Consider the following 19,802-nt stretch of genomic DNA (forward strand, 5'->3'; position numbering starts at 1 on the left):
GTGCCTACACTGACGCGGTGCCTCGCGATCACCACCGTCCCGTCCACTTCACCGACCAGGAGTTCGCCGCGATCCAGGGCGGCGAGGACCCCGCCGTGGTCAACCGTGTCGCGCACGAGACCGCGAACGCCCTGCTCCACCGCGTGCGGCAGGATCCGGACCCGGCGGTCGTCGAGCGCCTGGTGACCTACACGGACGTGCACGGCATCGACGCCATCGCCGAGCTGTGGGCACGGGTGGGGGCGCACACGCTCCCCGGCGCGCTGTGGCGGATCTACCTCGTCCGCACGGTGATCCGGCAGAACCCCGAGGAGATCGCGTACCTCTTCGAACGGGGCACGGAACGGATCGGGACGATCGACCAGGCCGTCGCCGGGGCAGAGCAGCCGACCGGTCCGGCGGAGATCCTCACCCTGGCGGACCGCATCCTGCACGGGCTCTACACCGGGGACCTCGCGGTGGCGCTCGACCGGGGCGCCGCGTTCTGCCGACTCACCGCGGCCGGAGCGACGGCCGTCGCGGACGACGCAGACCTGACGGCGGGCGCCCGTGCGTCGGAGCTCACGACCCGCGCGCTCCGCCTGTCGGAACTGGCGGCCGACCTCACCGAGGCGGCGTCGCTCTGGCGCCGCGACAGCCTGGACTGAGCGGCCAGCGGGGCGGGCGCGCACCGCGCCTCCCGGCCAGCAACGCGACCAGCCAGCACCGCGCCTCCCGGCCAGCAACGCGACCAGCCAGCAACACGACCGGCCGGCCGAGCGACCGGCCAGCAACGCGACCGGCCGCGAGCCGCGAGAGCGCCCGGGCCGACGACGCCACCCGCGACGCCCGACTCCAGGCACGGAAGAACCGGGCCGCAGAAGCGCCTCTCGGCGCGAGGCCGCTCGAAGCGGCGAATTTTGGAGCCCGGGGCTTGCTGCGGCCCGGCGACACCGAGTCTACGAGACGCTCGCTGTGCTCGTGGCCCTGTTCACTCTCGGTGGACAGATCCGCGCTCGGGCGTGCCCCGGGAACGAGGGGTGAGAACCGCTCCAATCCGCTCGGGCGAGGGTGCCGAATCATCACCGTGGCAGGTGATGAGCCGGCCACGACAGCGAGGGTCCCGTGCGACCCGGTCCGCTCCCTGGCGGTCAATTCCCTGCGGGTCACGCGGGCCCTCGCGCTCGACCGACCGCTGACCCGACCACGCGACCCGAGCGCGTGGTCGGGTCGCGGCCCACAACTCACAGCCAGATCGCAACCGAGAGGAGGGAAACCTGCAATGCTTGCCATCGTGGATAGCGACACCGAGAGCTGGAGTTCGACCGAGCCGGCTCAGGCGTCCCCAGACGACCTCCTCGCCCGCGTGGCGACCGGCGACCAGGCAGCCTTCTCCGACCTGTACGACGTCCTCTCCGGACGCGTGCTGGGGCTCGTGACTCGGCTCCTCCGGGACCGTGCACAGTCCGAAGAGGTCACGCAAGAGGTCTTCCTCGAGGTCTGGCAGCAGGCCACCCGCTACGACCGCAAGCGCGGTACGGCAGCGAGCTGGATCCTCACCATGGCCCACCGCCGAGCGGTCGACCGGGTGCGGGCCTCGCAGGCGTCGCACGACCGCGACACGAAGATCGGCATCCGCGACTTCGAGGCCGGCTTCGACCAGGTGTCCGAGTCGGTCGAGATCCGGATCGAACACGAACGCGTCAGCCGGGCGCTCGCGAAGCTCACCGAGTTCCAGCGCCAGGCCGTGCAACTCGCCTACTACGGCGGCTACTCGCACAGCGAGATGGCCGACCACCTCGGTGTCCCGATCGGCACCGTCAAGACCCGTCTCCGTGACGGGATGATCAGACTCCGCGACGAGATGGGGGTGACATCATGACCGAACGACACGACGACCCGGCACTGCTGACCGGTTCGCATGCCCTCGATGCACTGTCGGACGAGGAGCGAGCACTGTTCGACTCCGCGCTCTCGACCGCGCCGGAGCTGCAGGCCGAGACGGACTCGCTGCGCGAGACCGCGCTGCAGCTCGCCTACGCGGTGACCCCGATCGAGCCGCCCTCGTCGCTCAAGGCGTCCCTGATGGCCCAGATCGCGACGACCCCGCAGGCTGCTCCGGTCGCCCCGCAGTCCGTTGCGTCGGCCACGAGCACTCCGGCCACGACGACCACGGTCGACGACGCCGGCCAGGAGGCGCGGTTCGCCCCCGCCTCGACCCGCACCTCCACCGGTGGTGCGGCTTCGGACAAGGCTCGCCGCCGGTGGTTCCAGCGTCCGGCAACGGCACTGTCCGCCGCAGCGGCCGTCGCCGTGGTCTTCCTCGGCGTCGGACTCGGCGTCGGCACGACCTTCGCTCCCTCGAACCAGCCCGGTCCGGGGACGACGCAGGCGTCCGGCGGACTCGACCGCATCTACGCCGCGTCGGACTTCAAGCGCACCACGGCGAAGGTCTCGGGCGGCGGGACGGCCACGGTCGTCTGGTCGAACGAGGTCGGCAAGTCCGCGGTCATCCTCGACGGGGTCCCCGCGGCTCCGGAGGGCAAGACCTACGAGCTCTGGTACATCGGCTCCGAGGGCACCGGCGGCAAGATCAACGCGGCCGGCCTGATGGACCACGTGTCCACCGGTGTGCACTCGGCGGTCCTCACCGGGACGCTCTCGCACGGTGTGACGATCGGCATGACGGTGGAGCCCGCCGGCGGCTCGGAGCAGCCGACGACGACCCCGATCATGGCGGTCCCGACCACCCCGGCCTGACCCGGGCGCCCTGGGCGTGCCCGCGAGGGCGTACCTGGTCGAAACGGGCGTACCTGGTCAGAACTTCTGACCAGGTACGCCCGTTTCCTCATTCCATCGCGGCCGTCCTGGGAAGGAACGTGCCAGCGTGCCCGGTCACGGGCGGAGGCGGCGGGGCGGGAGCAGGCCGCGCCTCCCGTCCGCCGCCCGCCCCCGCAGCGCACACCGCCCCGTCACCCGTGCCGAAGCGGGCGTACCTGACCGAAGCGGGCGTACCTGACGGAAGCGGGCGTACCTGACCGAAACGGGCGTACCTGACCCAAGCGGGCGTACCTGACCCAAGCGGGCGTACCTGACCCAAGCGGGCGTACCTGCTCGAAACTTCTCACCAGGTACGCCCGTTTCCTCATCCCATCGCGCGCGTCCTGGGAAGGAACGACGTGGAACGGCGAGGGCCCCGCCGGACCGGAGTCCGACGGGGCCGTCGTGAACGGGGGCGGTCGATCAACCGAAGCGGCCGGAGACGTAGTCCTCGGTGGCCTGGACGGACGGGTTCGAGAACATCGTGGCGGTGTCGTCGAACTCGATGAGCTTGCCCGGCGCACCGGTGCCCGCGATGTTGAAGAACGCCGTCTTGTCGCTGACGCGCGAGGCCTGCTGCATGTTGTGGGTCACGATCACGATCGTGTACTCCTTCTTCAGCTCCTCGATGAGGTCCTCGATCGCGAGGGTCGAGATCGGGTCGAGCGCCGAGCACGGCTCGTCCATGAGGAGCACGTCGGGCTGCACCGCGATCGCACGGGCGATGCAGAGACGCTGCTGCTGCCCGCCGGACAGGCCCATGCCGGGCTTCTCGAGGCGGTCCTTGACCTCGTTCCAGAGGTTCGCGCCCTGCAGGGAGCGCTCGACGATCTCGTCGGCCTCGGAGCGGGAGAGTCGCTTGTTGTTCAGCTTCACGCCGGCGAGCACGTTGTCCTTGATGGACATCGTCGGGAACGGGTTCGGGCGCTGGAAGACCATGCCGACCTGCCGACGGACGAGCACCGGGTCGACGCCCGCGCCGTACAGGTCGTCGCCGTCGATCTTGACGGAGCCCTCGACGTAGGCGCCGGGGATGACCTCGTGCATGCGGTTGAGGGTGCGGAGGAAGGTGGACTTGCCGCAGCCGGACGGGCCGATGAACGCGGTCACGGTGCGGGGCTCGATCGTCATGTCGACGCCCTCGACCGCCTTGAACTTCGAGTAGTAGACGTTGAGGCCGTCGACCTCGATGCGCTTGGACACTGTGTTCCTTCGGGGTGGGTGGATCCGCGGGTCAGCGCGGGAGCTTGGGGGCGAACAGGCGCGTGATGAAGCGTGCGAGCAGGTTGAGCAGCATCACGATGAGGATGAGCACGAGCGCGGCGGTCCACGCCCGGTCGACGAACGGCACCGGGTTGGCGCCCTGCTGCGAGTACTGCGTGTACGCGAACACCGGCAGGGTCATCATCGGGTCCTTGAACAGGTCGTAGTTCAGGCTCGCCGTGAACCCCGCCGTGACGAGCAGGGGAGCGGTCTCGCCGATGACGCGGGCGATCGAGAGCATGACGCCCGTGGTGATGCCGGCGAGCGACGTGGGCAGCACGACCTTGAGGATCGTCAGGTACTTCGGGACGCCCAGTGCGTACGAGGCCTCGCGGAGCTCCATCGGGACGATCTTCAGGACCTCCTCGGTGGAGCGCACGACGATCGGGATCATCAGCACCGAGAGGGCGACGGAGCCGACCAGGCCGAAGCGGGCACCCGGACCGAGGAAGAGCGCGAACAGCGAGTACGCGAAGAGACCGGCGACGATCGAGGGGATGCCCGTCATCACGTCGACGAAGAAGGTGATGCCCTTCGCGAGGACGCCCTTGCCGTACTCGACCAGGTAGATGGAGGTGAGCAGACCGATCGGCACCGAGATGAGCGCGGCGAACAGCGTGATCTCGAGCGTGCCGACGAGCGCGTGGATGGCGCCGCCGCCCTCGGAGATGACCCCGCGCATCGAGTACGAGAAGAACTGCCCGTCGAACCGGGCGAGGCCGTCGCCGAGCACCGTCCACAGCAGCGACACCAGCGGCAGCACCGCGATGACGAACGCCGTGACGACGAGCGAGGTGACGAGCCGGTCGACCGCCTGGCGGCCACCCTCGACGATGCGCGAGACCACGACGATGAGGACGTCGAACAGGACCGTGCCGAGGAACACCGCGGCGACGACGTTGAAGTCCTTGACCGCGCCGCCGGCGTTGAGGAGGGCGAACACGAGGATCAGGGCGACCCAGGAGCCGACGAGGAGCAGCCACGGCACGGACTTGTGCAGCTTGCCGGTGGCGTAGACGTTGCCGGACACTCCGGACTGACGGATGGCGAGGGACATCGGGGCGGACCTCTCAGCTCACTCGCTTGCGGACGATGTACCGCGCGAGCATGTTGATGACCAGGGTGATGACGAAGAGGATCAGGCCCGTCGCGATGAGGGCGTTCAGGGCCGTGCCGGACGCCTCGGCGAACTGCAGGGCGATGTTCGCCGCGATCGTCGAGGGGTTCTGCGCGATGAGGACCTGGAAGGTCACGTTCGTCGATACCGACAGCACCAGCGCGACCGCCATCGTCTCGCCGAGCGCGCGGCCGAGACCGAGCATGATCGCGGACACGATGCCGGACTTGGCGAACGGCAGCACCGACAGACGGATCATCTCCCAGCGGGTGGCGCCGAGGGCCAGGGCGGCCTCCTCGTTGAGGGTCGGCGCCTGCAGGAAGATCTCACGCATCACGGCGGTCATGATCGGGATCGCCATCACGGCGAGCACGATCGACGCGGTGAGGATCGTGCGGCCCGTCCCGGTCACCTGACCGGAGAAGAGCGGGAACCAGCCGAAGTAGGTGTTGAGGAAGACGTAGAACGGCTTCACGAACGGCGCGAGGACCACGATGCCCCACAGGCCGTAGACGACCGACGGCACCGCGGCGAGCAGGTCGATGACGTAGCCGAGGACCGGCGCCAGACGACGGGGCGCGTAGTGCGAGATGAAGAGGGCGATGCCGAGCGCGAGCGGCACGGCGATCACGAGCGCGATGAGCGCGGACCAGATCGTGCCGAACACGAGCGGACCGACGAAGTCCCAGAAGTTCGTCGCGCCGTTGGGGAGCTCGCCGACCTTGGCGCTGAAGGCCGGGAGGCTCTGCCACACGAGGAACGCGGCGACGAGGATCAGGACGAAGAGGATGAGACCGCCGGAGATGACCGAGGCGGCGGAGAAGACGCGGTCGCCGATGCGGACGACGGGCTTCGGCTTGGGGGTGACGGTGGCCCCTGGCTGGGCCGGTGCGGTCGTCATGGGGCTCCTGTCGGAGGTACGCCGGGGGAGGCGGGAGGTCGGGTGTCCGGTGCTGCGGTGTCGCGCTCGGTTCCCCGAGTGGACGGGCGAGTGCCCGGACGCCGGTCGAGTGGGTGGGACCGGCGTCCGGGCGCTCAGGGTGCCTTACTTGATGGAGGCGACGGCCTTGGCGGCCTTCTCCGACAGGTCGGTCGAGAGGGCGGCCGACTTGGCCTCCTTCGCGGCGGCGTCCTGCGCGTCCTTCGAGACGACGTAGTCGAGGTAGCCCTTCACGAGCTCACCCTTCGCCGAGTCCTTGTACTCCTGGCACGCGATGGCGTAGGAGACGAGCACGAGCGGCCACGCGTTGTCGGCGGTGTCGGTGCGGTTGATGTCGATCGCGAGGTCGTTGTCCGCGCGGCCCTCGACGGTCTTCGAGTCGGCGACGACGGTGGCAGCACCCTCGGCCGAGATCGTGGTGGCCTTGTCGCCGACCATGAGCTTGGCCTTGTCGAGGTCACCGGCGCCGGAGTCGTCGATGTAGGTGATGGCGTTCGAGGCGCTGGCCATCGAGGAGGCGACACCCGAGGTCTTCGCGGCGGCGTCACCGACCTGGTACGGGAAGGTCTGGCTCGGGTCCTTACCCCAGACGTCCTTCGCGTTCGCGTCGAGGTACTCCGAGAAGTTCTCGGTGGTGCCCGAGTCGTCCGAGCGGTGCACGACGGTGATGTTCGCGTCCGGGAGCGTCGCGTCCTTGTTGAGCGCGGTGATCTCAGAGTCGTTCCACTTCGTGATCTTGCCGGAGAAGATGCCCGCGATGGTCTTCGCGTCGAGCGTGAGGTCCTTGACGCCGTCGACCTTGTAGGCGATCGCGATCGGGGAGATGTAGACCGGGATGTCGATGGCCTTCGAGTCCGCGGCGCAGGCGGCGAACGAGCCCGAGAGCTCCTCGTCGCTCAGCGCGGCGTCGGAGCCGGCGAAGTCCGCGGCACCCGAGATGAAGTTCTTGCGGCCGGCGCCCGAACCGTCGGGCGAGTAGTTGACCGTGACGCCCGAGGCGACGTTCTGGAAGCCGGCGGTCCAGGTGGCCTGCGCGGTCTGCTGTGCGGACGAGCCCGAGCCCGTCAGCGTGCCCGAGAGCTTCGAGTAGTCGGTGCCGGAGCTGGAGCTGGAGGACGGGCTGGTGCTCGCGCCCTCGTTCGCCGCGCACGAGGAGAGCACGACCGCGCCGGCGATCGCGATTGCCGCGACCGTACCGATTCGCTTGATGTTCACAGGGGTCCCTTCGGGAATGTCAGTGCAGGTGGGACCGCTGCTGGTCCCGTGGGCCGGTGCTGACCCGGGAGCGACTGTAGGGACACGAGGTGACGGGGATCACCCGCCCTGGTGAACGGGAGGTGAACGAGGGGTTGTCCCGGACGGGGCGACGTGCGCCGAGCCCGTGGCGGGTGCAGGATCGGGAACGGCGCGCCGAGAACGGGCGCATGCATGCGCATGCACCCCAGGAGCCGGGAGGCGCGGCTCGGCCCCGGCGTCCGGCCTACGCGGGGACGGGGTTGCGGTGCGTCTCGACGGCCACGAGCGTGCCGTCGGCGATGTGCATCACCGAGAAGTCGCCCACCGAGAGCATGGCGGCCCGGCGGAGGTCGAAGCGGCCGCTGTCGTCGGCCGTCGCGGTCGCGATGCGGGCGATGATGTCGGGCAGCACGGGACCGTGCGAGCACAGGACGGTGGTCTTCGCCTTGTCGAGCCGCTTCTGCACGACGCCCTTGACGTTGGCCGCACCGTGGTCGTGTGCGTCCTGGCTGATGTCCGGCGTGCTCGACACCCCGAGGTGCGTGCGGTCGGAGAGCGGTTCGACCGTCGCGAGGCACCGGGCGGCGGTGCTGCTGACGATCTTCTTCGGACCGAACGCGGCCACCGGCGACGCGACCGACTTCGCCTGCGACCTGCCGACGGGCAGCAGCGGACGGGTGGCGTCCGGGCCGTTCCAGTCCGAGCCGGGCACCGTCTTGGCGTGCCGCAGGGCGATGAGTGCGAAGGTGCGGTGGTGCCCCGCGGCGACGCGGTCCGCGAACCGGTCGAGGATGGCGACGTCACGGTCGTAGGTCAGCCGGTGGCGGGCGTCGTCGAGGGTGACCCACTCGATCGCGGCGACCTCGTCGTTCGGGTGGAACCTGCCGGCGCGCTCGTACTCCTTGGAGGGCACCCGGGCGGACCAGTAGTGCACGACCTTGTCGCGGCCGCTCGGCAGCACGTACTCGGCCGTGCCCAGGGGTGCACCGAGGTGCACGCGGTACCCGGTCTCCTCGACGATCTCGCGCACGGCGGTCGTCGGGACGCTCTCACCCGGGTCGACCTTGCCCTTGGGGAACGAGACGTCCTTGTGGTGGTCACGGTGGATGAGCAGCACGAGCGGGATGCCGTCCTGCTCGCGCCAGACGACGGCACCCGCAGCGACGACCGGCCCTTGGGAGCCGCCGCTCACCGAGTGGAGCGCTTCCGCGCCGAGATCTTCCGCATGAGGACATTCTGCACGTCGTCGAGCGGTCGGCCGTCGTCGTCCGTCGAGTGGCGCGTCCACTCGCCGTCCGACTCGAGGTGCCACGAGCTCGTCGTGTCCGCCATCGCGAGGTCGAACATCTCGTGGACCTCGTTCACGTGCGCCGGGTCCGACAGCCGCACGAGGGCCTCGACGCGGCGGTCGAGGTTGCGGTGCATCATGTCCGCCGAGCCGATGAGCACGGCCGGGTCGCCGCCGTTGTGGAACGCGAACGCCCGCGAGTGCTCGAGGTACCGACCGACGACGCTGCGCACCCGGATGGTGTCGCTGACGCCTTCCATGCCGGGCTTGAGCGAGCAGATGCCGCGCACCCAGACGTCCACCGGCACGCCGGCCTGGCTGGCCAGGTACAGCGCGTCGATGATCTGCTCGTCGACCATCGAGTTGACCTTGATCCGGATCCCGGAGGGCTTGCCGGCCCGAGCGTTGTCCGCCTCGGTCTGGATGCGCTTGAGCAGCCCCTTCCGCAGGTGCAGCGGCGCGACGAGCAGGCGCTTGAACTTCTTCTCGATCGCGTAGCCCGACAGCTCGTTGAACAGGCGCGTCAGGTCCTTGCCCACGACGTCGTCCGACGTGAACAGCCCCATGTCCTCGTAGATGCGCGAGGTCTTCGGGTTGTAGTTGCCCGTCCCGATGTGGCTGTAGTGCTTGAGCGTGCCGCCCTCCTGCCGGATGACGAGCACGAGCTTCGAGTGCGTCTTCAGCCCGACCAGGCCGTACACGACGTGCACGCCGGCCTTCTCGAGCTTGCGGGCCCACGTGATGTTGTTCTGCTCGTCGAAGCGCGCCTTGATCTCGACGAGGGCGAGCACCTGCTTGCCCGCGGCGGCCGCGTCGATGAGCGCTTCCACGATGGGGCTGTCGCCGGAGGTGCGGTACAGCGTCTGCTTGATCGCGAGGACGTTCGGGTCGGCCGCGGCCTGCTCGAGGAACGCCTGCACGCTCGTCGCGAAGGACTCGTACGGGTGGTGCACGAGCACGTCCTTCGCCGCGATGGCGCGGAAGAGGTCCGGCTTCGTGTTCGGTTCGCCCGGCTGGAACTGCACCGGGGTCGTCGGCACGTGCTTCGGGTAGTGCAGGTCCGGACGGGCGATCTTCGCGATCTCGAACAGCCCGCCGAGATCGAGCGGCGAGGGGAGGCGGAAGACCTCTTGTTCGGTGATGTCGAGTTCGCGCACGAGCAGGTCGAGCGTCACCGGGTCCATGTCCTCGGTGATCTCGAGGCGGATGGGCGGTCCGAACCGACGACGGAGCAGCTCGCGCTCGAGGGCCTGGATGAGGTTCTCGGCCTCGTCCTCCTCGATCTCGACGTCCTCGTTGCGGGTGACCCGGAACACGTGGTGCTCGAGCACCTCCATCCCGGGGAAGAGGTCGTCGAGGTGGTTCGCGATGAGGTCCTCGAGCGGGATGAACCGCAGCAGTCCCGAGTCGTCGTCCGGCAGCTTGATGAACCGCGAGAAGTTCTGCGGCACCTTGAGGCGGGCGAACTCCTGCCGCTGCGACTTCGGGTTCCGCACGCGGACCGCGAGGTTGAGCGACAGCCCGGAGATGTAGGGGAAGGGGTGCGCCGGGTCCACCGCGAGCGGCATGAGCACCGGGAAGATCTGCTCGTTGAAGTACTCGCGCATCCGGAGCCGGTCGGCCTCGTCGAGGTCGGACCAGTGCTCGACGTGGATGCCCGCGGCGTCGAGGTCCGGCTTGAGGGACCCGATGAACGCCTGCGCGTGACGGTCCTGCAGCTCGTGCGCCTTCGTCGCGATGTCGCGCAGGACGTCGCTCGGTGCCCGGCCGACGTTGGTCGGGACGGCGATGCCGGTGTCGATGCGGCGCTTCAGGCCGGCGACCCGGACCATGAAGAACTCGTCGAGGTTCGACGCGAAGATCGCCAGGAAGTTCGCGCGCTCGAGCAGCGGCTGCGTGCGGTCCTCACCGAGTTCGAGGACCCGCTGGTTGAACCGGAGCCAGCTGAGCTCGCGGTCGAAGTAGCGGTCGGTGGGCAGCGACTCGTGCTCGATCTCGACGACCTCGTCGAAGTCGTCGAGGTCCGGTGCGACGGAGTCGCCGTCGAGCTGCGGTTCGGTGTCCATGCCCACATCCTGCCACCCGACCCCTGCGCCGGGAGGGCCCCACGTGGACGCTGTGGAAACCCGCGGTGAACGACGTGGTGCGCGCTCGGACTCAGCCCGCGGCGTACTGCACGTCGATCGCGTGCTGCGTGAACCCGGACCGCCGGTAGAGCGCGAGCGCTGGTTCGTTGTCGCCCTCGACGTAGAGCGCGGCGGCGGTGAGCCCACGACCGGTCAGACGAGCGGTCCCGGCGCGCATCAGGACGCCGCCGAGCCGCTGTCCCTGCAGGTCGGGCCGGACGGCGACGGCGTAGAACTCACCGATGCCGTCCTCGACCTTGAGCCAGCACGACCCCGCCAGGGCGCCGGAGTCGTCGCGGAGCAGGAGCAGGTCGTCGCCCGAGAACCAGTCGTCCGCCTCGCGGGCGCGCAGGTCCTCGAGCGTCATCCGGCCCTGTTCCGGGTGGTGGGCGAACGCGGCGGCGTTGAGCGCGAGCCAGTCGGCCTCGTCACCCGGGTCGCCCGCGCGGAACGCCGACAGGGTGTAGCCGTCGGGCACCGCCGGGTCCGGGGCGACCGACGCGATCGGTGCCCGGAGCTGCAGGAGCGTCCGGACCGCCGTCCAGCCGAACCGCGACGCGAGCGCCCGCGCGGCGGGGTGGTCCCCGTGTGCCCACGCGAGCCGGGGCGCCGCGGCCCCGCCGCCCGGGGTGAGCGCCTGCCGGGCGAGGGCGGTCCCGAGGCCGTGCCCCCGCGCCTCCTGGGCGACCACGAGCTCCAGCTCGCCGTCGCGCACCACGGCGACCCCGCGCTCGTCGCCGAGCACGCTCGCGCGACCGGCGCGCACGTCGACCAGGGTCTGGTCGGAGAACGGCGGTGCCTCACCCGGGACGGCGAAGCGCGAGAGGTCGACCACTACTGGCCCGCGAGCCGGTCGGCCTCGTCGTCGTAGACGTTGAAGCGGTAGCCGACGTTGCGCACCGTGCCGATCAGGGACTCGAGGTCCCCGAGCTTCGCGCGGAGCCGTCGCACGTGCACGTCGACCGTGCGGGTGCCGCCGAAGTAGTCGTACCCCCACACCTCGCTGAGGAGCTGCTCGCGGGTGAACACCCGCGACGGGTGCGTGGCGAAGAAGCGCAGGAGCTCGAACTCCTTGAACGTCAGGTCGAGCGGCCGGCCGCGCACCTTGGCCGAGTAGCTCGCCTCGTCGATGACGACACCGGACGCCTGGATCTTCGACCCGGTCTGGTTCTTCGAGGCGCGACCGGCGGTCAGGCGGATGCGGGCGTCGACCTCGGCGGGGCCCGCGGTCTCGAGCACGACGTCGTCGACGTTCCACTCGCTGTTGACCGCGGTCAGGCCACCTTCGGTGACGACCAGGATGATCGGCGTGGTCGAGCCGCTCGTCGCGAGGATCTTGCAGAGGGCCTTGGCGCTCGCCAGGTCCGTCCGGGCGTCCACGAACATGAGGTCGCTCTGCGGGGCGTTGACGAGCTGGGCGGCCTCGGCGGGGACGTGGCGGATCCGGTGGCTCAGCAGACCGAGGCTCGGCAGGACGTCGCCGGGCGCGGCTGAGGTGAGTACCAGGAGCTGGGCCACAGGACCTCCAGGGCGTGGGGGAGTCGTGCACACATCCTAGTGATGCTCGGGAAGCCCCCTTCCCGGCCGGACGGTCGGGACGGGCGTTCCCGCGGCGGTCCTGTCATGATGGGGCGCGTGACCGAGCCCGTGCAGCCCACCGACCAGCGCCGCCTCCGGCTGACGTCCGTCCTGCCGGTCTGGCTGCTCGCGATCGTCGGGGCCGTGCTCGTGCTCACGCTGACCGAGAAGGACTCGTTCGCCTGGCTGCTCCTCGTGTTCGTGCTGTGCGTGCTGGTCAGCTTCGTGCTGCAGCTCATCACCGCGACGAAGGACGGGCTGGTCGAGCGGATCAGCATCGCGTCGTCGGGGGCCTTCGTCGTCGTGCTCGTCACCGCGGTCCTGCTGCTGACCCGGTGACCCGCCGCCCGACGGCTGGCGTCGTCAGGCGTGCCGCGTAGACTCGGGGCATGGATTCGCTGCTTGCGCTCGAGCTCTTCTACGTGGGCCTGCTCGGCCTCGCGTCGCTCGCGATCGCGTTCGTCTCGGTGACCGTCGTCGTGAAGCTGTTCAAGGGTCAGCGTTGATCGAACTGCCCGAAGGTCTCGCGCCCGAACTCGTCCCGCTGTCGTGGCTCGTCGGCGTCTGGGAGGGCACCGGCGTGGTCGAGTACCCGGTCGGCGACGAAGCCGAGCCCCGGAAGTACGAGTTCGGCCAGCGCGTGAGCTTCAGCCACGACGGACTGCCGTACCTCAACTACTCGTCGACGACGTGGCTGCTCGACGACGAGCACACCCCGCTCGCGGCCGAGATGGGCTACTGGCGGATCGACCGTCCGTCCGAGCCCGGTGACCGCGGCCCGGCGATGCTCCTCGGCGAGGGGCCGACGCCGTTCGGCACCGTCGAGAGCGTCGAGGCACTGCGGAACACCACCGACGGGTTCGACGTCGAGGCGGCGATCATCCACCCCACCGGCGTCAACGAGCTCTACGTCGGACGGGTCCGCAAGGGCCGGATCGACCTCGCCACCGACGCCGTGATGCGCTCGCCGAACGCCAAGGACTACTCCGCGGCGACCCGGCTCTACGGTCTGGTCGAGGGCAAGCTCTTCTGGGCGTGGGACATCGCCGCGCTCGGCAAGGAGCTGACCTCGCACGCATCGGGGCAGCTCGCGAAGGTCGACTGATGTCCGCCTTCGCCGGTCGCGCCGGCTTCGTGGCGACGGACGCGGGCCCCGCCGCGCACTTCGGCAACCCGCTCGGCGAGCAGCGGTTGCTGGCCCGTGGTCGCGCCGTCGTCGAGCTCGGCCTCGGCGTGGTGACCGTGACCGGTCCGGACCGCCTGTCGTGGCTCAACTCGATCACGTCGCAGCTGCTGACCGGCCTGTCCGTCGGGGCGAGCACCGAGACGCTCGTCCTCGACCAGTCCGGTCGCGTCGAGCACGCGGCACGCGTCGTCGACGACGGCTCGGTGGCGTGGCTGCTGACCGAGCCCGCAGACGCTCGGCCGCTCGCCGCCTGGCTCGACTCGATGCGGTTCATGCTGCGCGTCGAGGTCGCCGACCGCTCCGCCGAGTTCGCGACGATCGGGTGGTTCGGCGACACCGCGCCGTTCGCCCCGACCGAGCTGCCCGAGACCCCGCTCGTCGAGTGGGTCGACCCGTGGGCGTCGGTCACGCCCGGCGGGTGGGGCTACGCCGTCCAGGAGGCGCACCCCGCCTCCGACTGGACCCTCCGCATCGCCGTGGTCACCCCCGGCACCGCCGACCGGATCGCCGCGTCCGACGGACCCGTCGCGGGGCTCCTCGCGTACGAGGCCCTGCGGATCGCCGCCTGGCGCCCCTCGCTCGCCGACGTCGACGAGCGCACGATCCCGCACGAGCTCGACTGGCTCCGCTCCGCCGTGCACCTGTCGAAGGGCTGCTACCGGGGGCAGGAGACCGTCGCCAAGGTCCACAACCTCGGCCACCCGCCGCGCCGGGTCGTGATGCTGCACCTCGACGGGTCCGACGGCGTGCTGCCGGCTCCGGGGACGCCGGTCGTCGCCAGCGAGAAGGAGGTCGGGCGCGTGAGCGCGTCGGGCATCCACCACGAGCTGGGGCCGATCGCGCTCGCGGTCGTGAAGCGCTCCCTCGACCCGGCGGCCACGCTGACGCTCACCGCCGACGACGTGGTCGTGGCCGCGACGCAGGAGGTCATCGTGCCCCCGGGCGCCGGCGCCACCGCGGACGTGCCGCGGCTGCCCCGGCTCGGCGCCGTCCGCCGCTCCTAGCCGCGGCTCGCGGATCGCGGCGGGCCGCGCCGAGTCTCGGCTCCGCGGACACGTTCGCGCGGCCTGGGCCGCGAAACTGTCCGCCCGGCCGAGTCTCGGGGGCGCGGGCATCGGCCGCGGCCGCGGCTGCGCCGGGCGGTCAGGCCGGGGCCACCGCGGCCCAGGGCACGCTGAGCTCCCCGAGTCGCCACCGCGTCACCCCGTGCAGCACCGGCCACCCCCGGTCCCGCATGCCCCGGACGGTCGCGATCCACCGCTGCCGGGGGCCGTACGTGCCGAGCGGTGCGGCGACCGCCCACGCCAGGTCGAGGTCGCCGACGAACGCGTGCACCCGCTCACCCGGCACGTTCCGGTGGATGAGGGCCTTCGGCAGCCGCTCGGCCACGACCGAGGGCACGTCGAGTCCGGCGAGGCGGAGCGACACCGTGAAGGTCTGCGGCGCGACGTCGTCGAGCGTCACCCAGGACGCCACCCGTCCGACCTCGTTGCAGGTCCCCTCGACGAGTGCGCCGCCGGGCTGCAGCCGGTCCTGCATGATCCGCCAGGACGCCTCGACCTGGGACTCGTCGTACTGCCGCAGCACGTTGAAGGCCCGGATCACGGCGGGGCGGCGGCCCCCGGGTGTCGGCGTCTCGAAGCCGCCGAGCCGGAACGTCACGCCGTCCCGGGTGCCGGCGTTCGCGAGCGCGACCCGGGCCGGTTCGATCTCGATGCCGGTGACCTCGACGTCGGGGCGGACGGCGGCCAGGCGGTCCCGGAGCTCGAGGGTCGTCGTCGGCGACGCCCCGTACCCGACGTCCGCGACGAGCGGGTCCGTGCTCCGGCGGAGGGCCGGCAGCGTGGCGATCCACCGGTCGACGCGGCGGAGCCGGTTGTACCCGGTCGTCCCGCGCGTCACGTTCCCGATGGGCATGCCCACCAGGGTACGGGGCCGCGGAACGGGCGCACGGCGCTCGGTAGACTCGGGGCATGACCTCCACGCTCGTCCTGCTCCGTCACGGCAACAGTGACTGGAACCAGAAGAACCTGTTCACCGGTTGGGTCGACGTCCGGCTCAGCGAGCTGGGCGAGAAGGAGGCGAAGCGCGCCGGCGACCTCATCGCCGAGTCCGGCATCGTCCCCGACGTCCTGTACACCTCGCTCCTCACCCGTGCGATCCAGACGGCGGACATCGCGCTGCTCCAGGCCGACCTGGCGTGGCTGCCCGTGAAGCGCGACTGGCGCCTCAACGAGCGCCACTACGGCGACCTGCAGGGCAAGGACAAGGCCCAGACGCTCGAGCAGTACGGCGAGCAGCAGTTCATGGAGTGGCGCCGCTCGTTCGACGTGCCGCCGCCCCCCATCGCCGACGACGCCGAGTGGTCGCAGTTCGGGGACCGCCGCTACGCCGACCTCGGCGACCAGCTGCCCCGCACCGAGTCGCTGAAGCTCGTGATCGAGCGCCTGCTGCCCTACTGGGAGTCGGACATCACGAAGGACCTCGCCGACGGCGGCACCGTCCTCGTCACGGCGCACGGCAACTCGCTCCGCGCGCTCGTGAAGCACCTCGACGGCATCTCCGACGAGGACATCGCGGGCCTCAACATCCCGACGGGCATCCCGCTCGTGTACGAGCTCGACGACGACTTCCGTCCGACGAAGCCGGCGTACTACCTCGACCCCGAGGCCGCCGCGGCGGGTGCTGCGGCCGTGGCCGCCCAGGGCGCCAAGAAGTAGCAGTGCGTCCGAACGCCCCGCCTGGTCACCAGGCGGGGCGTTCGTCGTCTCGTCCGCTCACACGAAGTGCGACGCGATCTCCTGCACCAGTGCGCCGACGTCGTACGGCTTCGTCGTGTCCACGCGGACCACGGGGACGCCGGGCAGCCCGACCGGCCCGGCCGTGGCGCCGTGCTCGTCCCAGAACGCGAGCACGCCGGCGAGGTCACCGTGCACCTCGTGGCGCACCGGCACGGTGCCCGGGTCGTAGCGGTCCCGCAGCCGCTCCTCGGCGGTGGCGCGGTCGGTGTCGCACCACACCTCGACGGCGCGCGGTGACCCGGCGGAGGCGAGCCGCGCCTCCAGGAGGGCACGGTCACGCGAGGGCAGCCAGACGGCGTCGAGGACGACCCCGTTCTCGACCGCGTCCGCCATCGACCACATCGTGTCCATCGCGATGCCGCCGAGCGGACGCGAGGCGATCATCGGGCCGACGAGGTCGGCGAGGGGCTCCTTGATCCGGTCCTTCGACAGGAACGGGCAGCCGAGCACCTCGGCCAGCGCCGCCCCGATCGTGCTCTTGCCCGAACCGGGCATCCCGTTGACGACGATCGCGACCTGTGCCATGCCTCGATCCTCGCAGAACGCAGCGAGCGAGCGGAACGCATCGGGCCGGCGGAACGCGGCGAGCCGGCGGAACGCAGCGAGCCGGGCGGACCGTGTGGTCCGTCCGGCTCGGTGACGCCGCAGCGTCGGGTCAGGCGGGCGACACCGTCACCGAGGACGCGCCGGCCCAGTCACCCGTCGCCAGGTACTCGACCTTCTTGGCGATCGACACCGCGTGGTCGGCGAACCGCTCGTGGTAGCGCGAGGCGAGGGTGGCGTCGACCGTGTCGATCGGCGCGCCCTTCCAGGTCTCGCCGAGCACGAAGTCGAACACGCTCGCGTGCAGCTCGTCGATGGCGTCGTCCTCGTCGCGGATCTCCCCGGCGAGGGCGATGTCCTCGGTGGCGAGCAGGCGCGTGAGCTTCTGCGCCATCGCGACGTCGAGCTGGCCCATCTTCTTGAAGGTGCCGCGGAGGCCCTTCGGGACGACCTTCTCGGGGAAGCGCTGGCGGGTGAGCTGGGCGATGTGCTCGGCCATGTCGCCCATGCGCTCGAGCGACGAGCTGACGCGGAGGGCGGTGACGACGACGCGCAGGTCACGGGCGACGGGGGCCTGACGGGCGAGGATGTCGATCGCGATCTCGTCGAGGCTGTTCGCCGCCTCGTCGATCTTGGCGTCGTCGGCGATCACCTCCTCGGCGAGGGCCACGTCGGACTCGCTGAACGACTGCGTGGCTCGGGTGATGGCGGACTCGACGAGCCCGGCGATCTCGGTCAGTCGCTCCTGGACGTCCTGGAGTTCCTGCTGGAAGACTTCGCGCATGGGGGAGTACCTCTCTCTGCGTACCGGTCGAGTGTCGTCAGGTCAGGTGAACGAACGGTGACGTCCGGCTGAACGCTTCGCGATCCGGACCGGGAACCACGCCGGACGCGGGTGAACGGGGTCGGAACCGCGTGTGACCATCCCTACACTGACGGCATGGACAACGCGTGGCTGGTGCCACTGTCGATGCTCCTCGGCGGGGTCTTCGGAGCGGGCGTCGTGGTGCTGATCATCACCGCCGAGCGCACGGCTCGTGCTGCCGACGTGGCGGAACGCACCCTGCCCGACGGCGTCGCCGCGGTCATCGCCACGATGCACAACCCGGCCGTGGTGGTCGACCCCTCGAACACGGTCGTCGCGGCGTCGCCGCAGGCGCTCACGGTCGGGCTGGTCGTGCGGCGCAAGCTCGTGCACCGGGAACTCGTCGACCTCGTCGACCGGGTGCGCCGGAGCGGTGAGATGAGCGCCGAGGACCTCGAGCTCCCGCGTCGGAACAGCGACCAGATCGGCTACCTCAGCTTCCGCGCGGCGCAGCTCGGCAACCGCTACGTGCTCGTCACCGCCGACGACCTCACCGAGACCCGCCGCATCGACGAGGTCCGGCGGGACTTCGTCGCGAACATCTCGCACGAGCTGAAGACCCCGATCGGCGCGATCGGGCTGCTCTCCGAGACCCTCGTCGCCGCGGCCGACGAACCGCAGCACGTCCGGAAGTTCGCCGCGCAGCTCGTCACCGAGTCGGAACGGCTGGCAGCCCTCACGAAGGACATCATCGAACTCTCGCGGCTGCAGTCCGTCGACACGCTCGAGAACAGCGAGGAGACGTCGATCGACCGCATCGTGCAGGCCGCGGTCGACGCCAACGAGATCGTCGCCCGCGCACGGGACATCGAACTCGTCCGGGCGAAGAAGTCGAAGCTGCGCGTGATGGGCGACCCCGCCCTGCTGCAGATCGCGGTGTCGAACCTCATCGCCAACGCGGTCAAGTACTCGCCGGACCACACCCGCGTCGGCGTCGGCGTCCGGTCGACCAAGGGGTTCGTCGAGATCGCGGTCACCGACCAGGGCGTCGGCATCCCCGAGGCGGACCTCGACCGGGTGTTCGAGCGGTTCTACCGGGTCGACCCCGCCCGCTCCCGTGCCACGGGCGGCACGGGGCTCGGCCTCGCCATCGTGAAGCATGTCGTCGGCAACCACGGCGGGGACGTGCGCGTCTGGTCGCAGCCCGGCAAGGGCTCGACCTTCACCATCCGCCTGCCCGAGGCGGACCCCGAACTGACCACAGCACTCGAAGAGCAACTGGAAGAGCAGCCATCGTGACCAAGATCCTCATCGTCGACGACGAGCCGGCCCTGAGCGAGCCCCTGGAGTTCCTGCTGCAGCGCGAGGGGTACGACACCTCCGTCGCTGCGGACGGCGTGACCGCGCTGTCGAAGTTCGACGCGGAGAACCCCGACCTGGTGCTGCTCGACCTGATGCTGCCGGGGCTGTCCGGCACCGAGGTCTGCCGCCAGATCCGGACCCGGTCGAACATCCCCATCATCATGCTCACCGCGAAGGACTCCGAGGTGGACATCGTCGTCGGGCTGGAGCTCGGCGCCGACGACTACGTGACGAAGCCGTACTCGACCCGCGAGCTCCTCGCCCGCATCCGTGCCGTGCTGCGGCGCCGCACCGAGGACGACCCGGCGGACAGCGGCATCCTGCAGGTCGGGGGCATCCGGATGGACGTCGAACGACACACCGTGGCGGTGGACGGCTCGGAGACGCCGATGCCGCTCAAGGAGTTCGAGCTCCTCGAGCTGCTCCTCCGCAATGCCGGGCGCGTGCTCACCCGCGGGCAGCTCATCGACCGGGTGTGGGGGTCGGACTACTTCGGGGACACCAAGACCCTCGACGTGCACATCAAGCGCATCCGGTCGAAGATCGAGCGCGTCCCGAGCGCCCCGGAGATCCTGGTGACGGTCCGCGGGCTCGGCTACCGCATCGAGGGCTGACGCGTCGCGTCGGCTGACGCACTGGAGGCGCGGGGGGCGGGGCACCGGCACCCCCCCCCCCCCCCCCGGGGGGGGGGGGGCCCCCACCGGGGCGGGGGCGGGGTGCCCCGCGGGGGGCCCGGGGGGGACGACCCCCCCGGGGGG

The 19,802-nt window shown here is 70.7% G+C and carries 20 protein-coding genes; 9 read left to right on the forward strand and 11 right to left on the reverse strand.

What is annotated here, in order from left to right:
* The first annotated feature begins 17 nt into the window (after nucleotides 1–17).
* The 3 genes from ACNQOV_RS09925 (at nucleotide 18) to ACNQOV_RS09935 (ending at nucleotide 2,739) form a co-directional block, all read left to right on the forward strand.
* Nucleotides 18–647, forward strand: a complete 630-nt coding sequence (locus ACNQOV_RS09925) for a hypothetical protein (protein ID WP_022906644.1) — start codon at nucleotides 18–20, stop codon at nucleotides 645–647.
* 614 nt (nucleotides 648–1,261) lie between these two features.
* Nucleotides 1,262–1,861 (forward strand): ECF RNA polymerase sigma factor SigK, encoded by a 600-nt coding sequence (gene sigK, locus ACNQOV_RS09930; protein WP_022906643.1) that lies wholly within the window; start codon nucleotides 1,262–1,264, stop codon nucleotides 1,859–1,861.
* Complete coding sequence (locus tag ACNQOV_RS09935; RefSeq protein WP_416394361.1) at nucleotides 1,858–2,739, forward strand: anti-sigma factor domain-containing protein; 882 nt, start codon at nucleotides 1,858–1,860, stop codon at nucleotides 2,737–2,739. The genes sigK and ACNQOV_RS09935 overlap by 4 nt, the downstream gene beginning before the upstream one ends.
* Before the next feature lie 483 nt (nucleotides 2,740–3,222).
* On the opposite strand, the gene pstB is transcribed toward ACNQOV_RS09935, so the two are convergent.
* The 8 genes from pstB to ACNQOV_RS09975 all read right to left on the reverse strand — a co-directional run bounded on the left by pstB (nucleotide 3,223) and on the right by ACNQOV_RS09975 (nucleotide 12,287).
* Entirely contained in the window at nucleotides 3,223–4,002 is a 780-nt protein-coding gene (pstB, locus tag ACNQOV_RS09940) for a phosphate ABC transporter ATP-binding protein PstB (protein ID WP_416394363.1), read from the reverse strand.
* 31 nt (nucleotides 4,003–4,033) lie between these two features.
* Entirely contained in the window at nucleotides 4,034–5,119 is a 1,086-nt protein-coding gene (gene pstA, locus ACNQOV_RS09945) for a phosphate ABC transporter permease PstA (protein WP_416394364.1), read from the reverse strand.
* Between the two features lie 13 nt (nucleotides 5,120–5,132).
* Nucleotides 5,133–6,080 (reverse strand): phosphate ABC transporter permease subunit PstC, encoded by a 948-nt coding sequence (pstC, locus tag ACNQOV_RS09950; protein WP_416394365.1) that lies wholly within the window; start codon nucleotides 6,078–6,080, stop codon nucleotides 5,133–5,135.
* A 144-nt stretch (nucleotides 6,081–6,224) separates the two neighbouring features.
* A complete protein-coding gene (locus ACNQOV_RS09955) occupies nucleotides 6,225–7,334 on the reverse strand; it encodes a phosphate ABC transporter substrate-binding protein PstS (RefSeq protein WP_022906638.1) in 1,110 nt (369 codons plus the stop codon).
* Nucleotides 7,335–7,599: 265 nt separating this feature from the next.
* Complete coding sequence (locus tag ACNQOV_RS09960; protein WP_416394367.1) at nucleotides 7,600–8,547, reverse strand: NUDIX hydrolase; 948 nt, start codon at nucleotides 8,545–8,547, stop codon at nucleotides 7,600–7,602.
* Nucleotides 8,544–10,709: an RNA degradosome polyphosphate kinase gene (locus ACNQOV_RS09965; protein WP_402267020.1), complete on the reverse strand. Its 2,166-nt coding sequence runs from the start codon at nucleotides 10,707–10,709 to the stop codon at nucleotides 8,544–8,546. The genes ACNQOV_RS09960 and ACNQOV_RS09965 overlap by 4 nt, the downstream gene beginning before the upstream one ends.
* A 91-nt stretch (nucleotides 10,710–10,800) precedes the next feature.
* On the reverse strand, nucleotides 10,801–11,604 hold the full coding sequence (gene mshD, locus ACNQOV_RS09970) for a mycothiol synthase (protein WP_416394368.1): 804 nt from the start codon (nucleotides 11,602–11,604) through the stop codon (nucleotides 10,801–10,803).
* Nucleotides 11,604–12,287, reverse strand: a complete 684-nt coding sequence (locus ACNQOV_RS09975; RefSeq protein ID WP_022906634.1) for a winged helix-turn-helix domain-containing protein — start codon at nucleotides 12,285–12,287, stop codon at nucleotides 11,604–11,606. The genes mshD and ACNQOV_RS09975 overlap by 1 nt, the downstream gene beginning before the upstream one ends.
* A gap of 117 nt (nucleotides 12,288–12,404) precedes the next feature.
* Here ACNQOV_RS09975 and ACNQOV_RS09980 point away from each other — a divergent pair, with 117 nt between their 5' ends.
* The 3 genes from ACNQOV_RS09980 to ACNQOV_RS09990 all read left to right on the forward strand — a co-directional run bounded on the left by ACNQOV_RS09980 (nucleotide 12,405) and on the right by ACNQOV_RS09990 (nucleotide 14,537).
* Nucleotides 12,405–12,686 carry a hypothetical protein gene (locus tag ACNQOV_RS09980; RefSeq protein WP_148286910.1) on the forward strand — a complete coding sequence of 94 codons (282 nt, stop codon included), beginning with the start codon at nucleotides 12,405–12,407 and terminating at the stop codon, nucleotides 12,684–12,686.
* A 163-nt stretch (nucleotides 12,687–12,849) separates the two neighbouring features.
* Nucleotides 12,850–13,452: an FABP family protein gene (locus ACNQOV_RS09985; protein WP_022906631.1), complete on the forward strand. Its 603-nt coding sequence runs from the start codon at nucleotides 12,850–12,852 to the stop codon at nucleotides 13,450–13,452.
* Nucleotides 13,452–14,537 carry a YgfZ/GcvT domain-containing protein gene (locus ACNQOV_RS09990; protein ID WP_416394370.1) on the forward strand — a complete coding sequence of 362 codons (1,086 nt, stop codon included), beginning with the start codon at nucleotides 13,452–13,454 and terminating at the stop codon, nucleotides 14,535–14,537. The genes ACNQOV_RS09985 and ACNQOV_RS09990 overlap by 1 nt, the downstream gene beginning before the upstream one ends.
* 139 nt (nucleotides 14,538–14,676) lie before the next feature.
* Here the strand turns inward: ACNQOV_RS09990 and ACNQOV_RS09995 are convergent, their stop codons facing one another.
* The gene (locus tag ACNQOV_RS09995) at nucleotides 14,677–15,450 is read right to left on the reverse strand and encodes a methylase (protein ID WP_031261953.1); all 774 of its coding nucleotides are present in this window, start codon (nucleotides 15,448–15,450) and stop codon (nucleotides 14,677–14,679) included.
* A 56-nt stretch (nucleotides 15,451–15,506) separates the two neighbouring features.
* On the opposite strand from ACNQOV_RS09995, the gene ACNQOV_RS10000 reads away from it, so the two are divergent.
* Nucleotides 15,507–16,253 (forward strand): phosphoglyceromutase, encoded by a 747-nt coding sequence (locus ACNQOV_RS10000; protein WP_022906628.1) that lies wholly within the window; start codon nucleotides 15,507–15,509, stop codon nucleotides 16,251–16,253.
* 57 nt (nucleotides 16,254–16,310) lie between these two features.
* Here the strand turns inward: ACNQOV_RS10000 and ACNQOV_RS10005 are convergent, their stop codons facing one another.
* Nucleotides 16,311–16,859 (reverse strand): AAA family ATPase, encoded by a 549-nt coding sequence (locus ACNQOV_RS10005; RefSeq protein WP_022906627.1) that lies wholly within the window; start codon nucleotides 16,857–16,859, stop codon nucleotides 16,311–16,313.
* Nucleotides 16,860–16,989: 130 nt separating this feature from the next.
* Complete coding sequence (phoU, locus tag ACNQOV_RS10010; RefSeq protein ID WP_022906626.1) at nucleotides 16,990–17,661, reverse strand: phosphate signaling complex protein PhoU; 672 nt, start codon at nucleotides 17,659–17,661, stop codon at nucleotides 16,990–16,992.
* A gap of 156 nt (nucleotides 17,662–17,817) precedes the next feature.
* Here phoU and ACNQOV_RS10015 point away from each other — a divergent pair, with 156 nt between their 5' ends.
* Complete coding sequence (locus tag ACNQOV_RS10015) at nucleotides 17,818–18,981, forward strand: sensor histidine kinase (RefSeq protein ID WP_022906625.1); 1,164 nt, start codon at nucleotides 17,818–17,820, stop codon at nucleotides 18,979–18,981.
* Entirely contained in the window at nucleotides 18,978–19,658 is a 681-nt protein-coding gene (locus tag ACNQOV_RS10020; RefSeq protein ID WP_022906624.1) for a response regulator transcription factor, read from the forward strand. The genes ACNQOV_RS10015 and ACNQOV_RS10020 overlap by 4 nt, the downstream gene beginning before the upstream one ends.
* Nucleotides 19,659–19,802 lie beyond the last annotated feature (144 nt).

It is taken from the genome of Curtobacterium sp. LFS084 (assembly GCF_047977705.1).
GTDB lineage: Bacteria > Actinomycetota > Actinomycetes > Actinomycetales > Microbacteriaceae > Curtobacterium.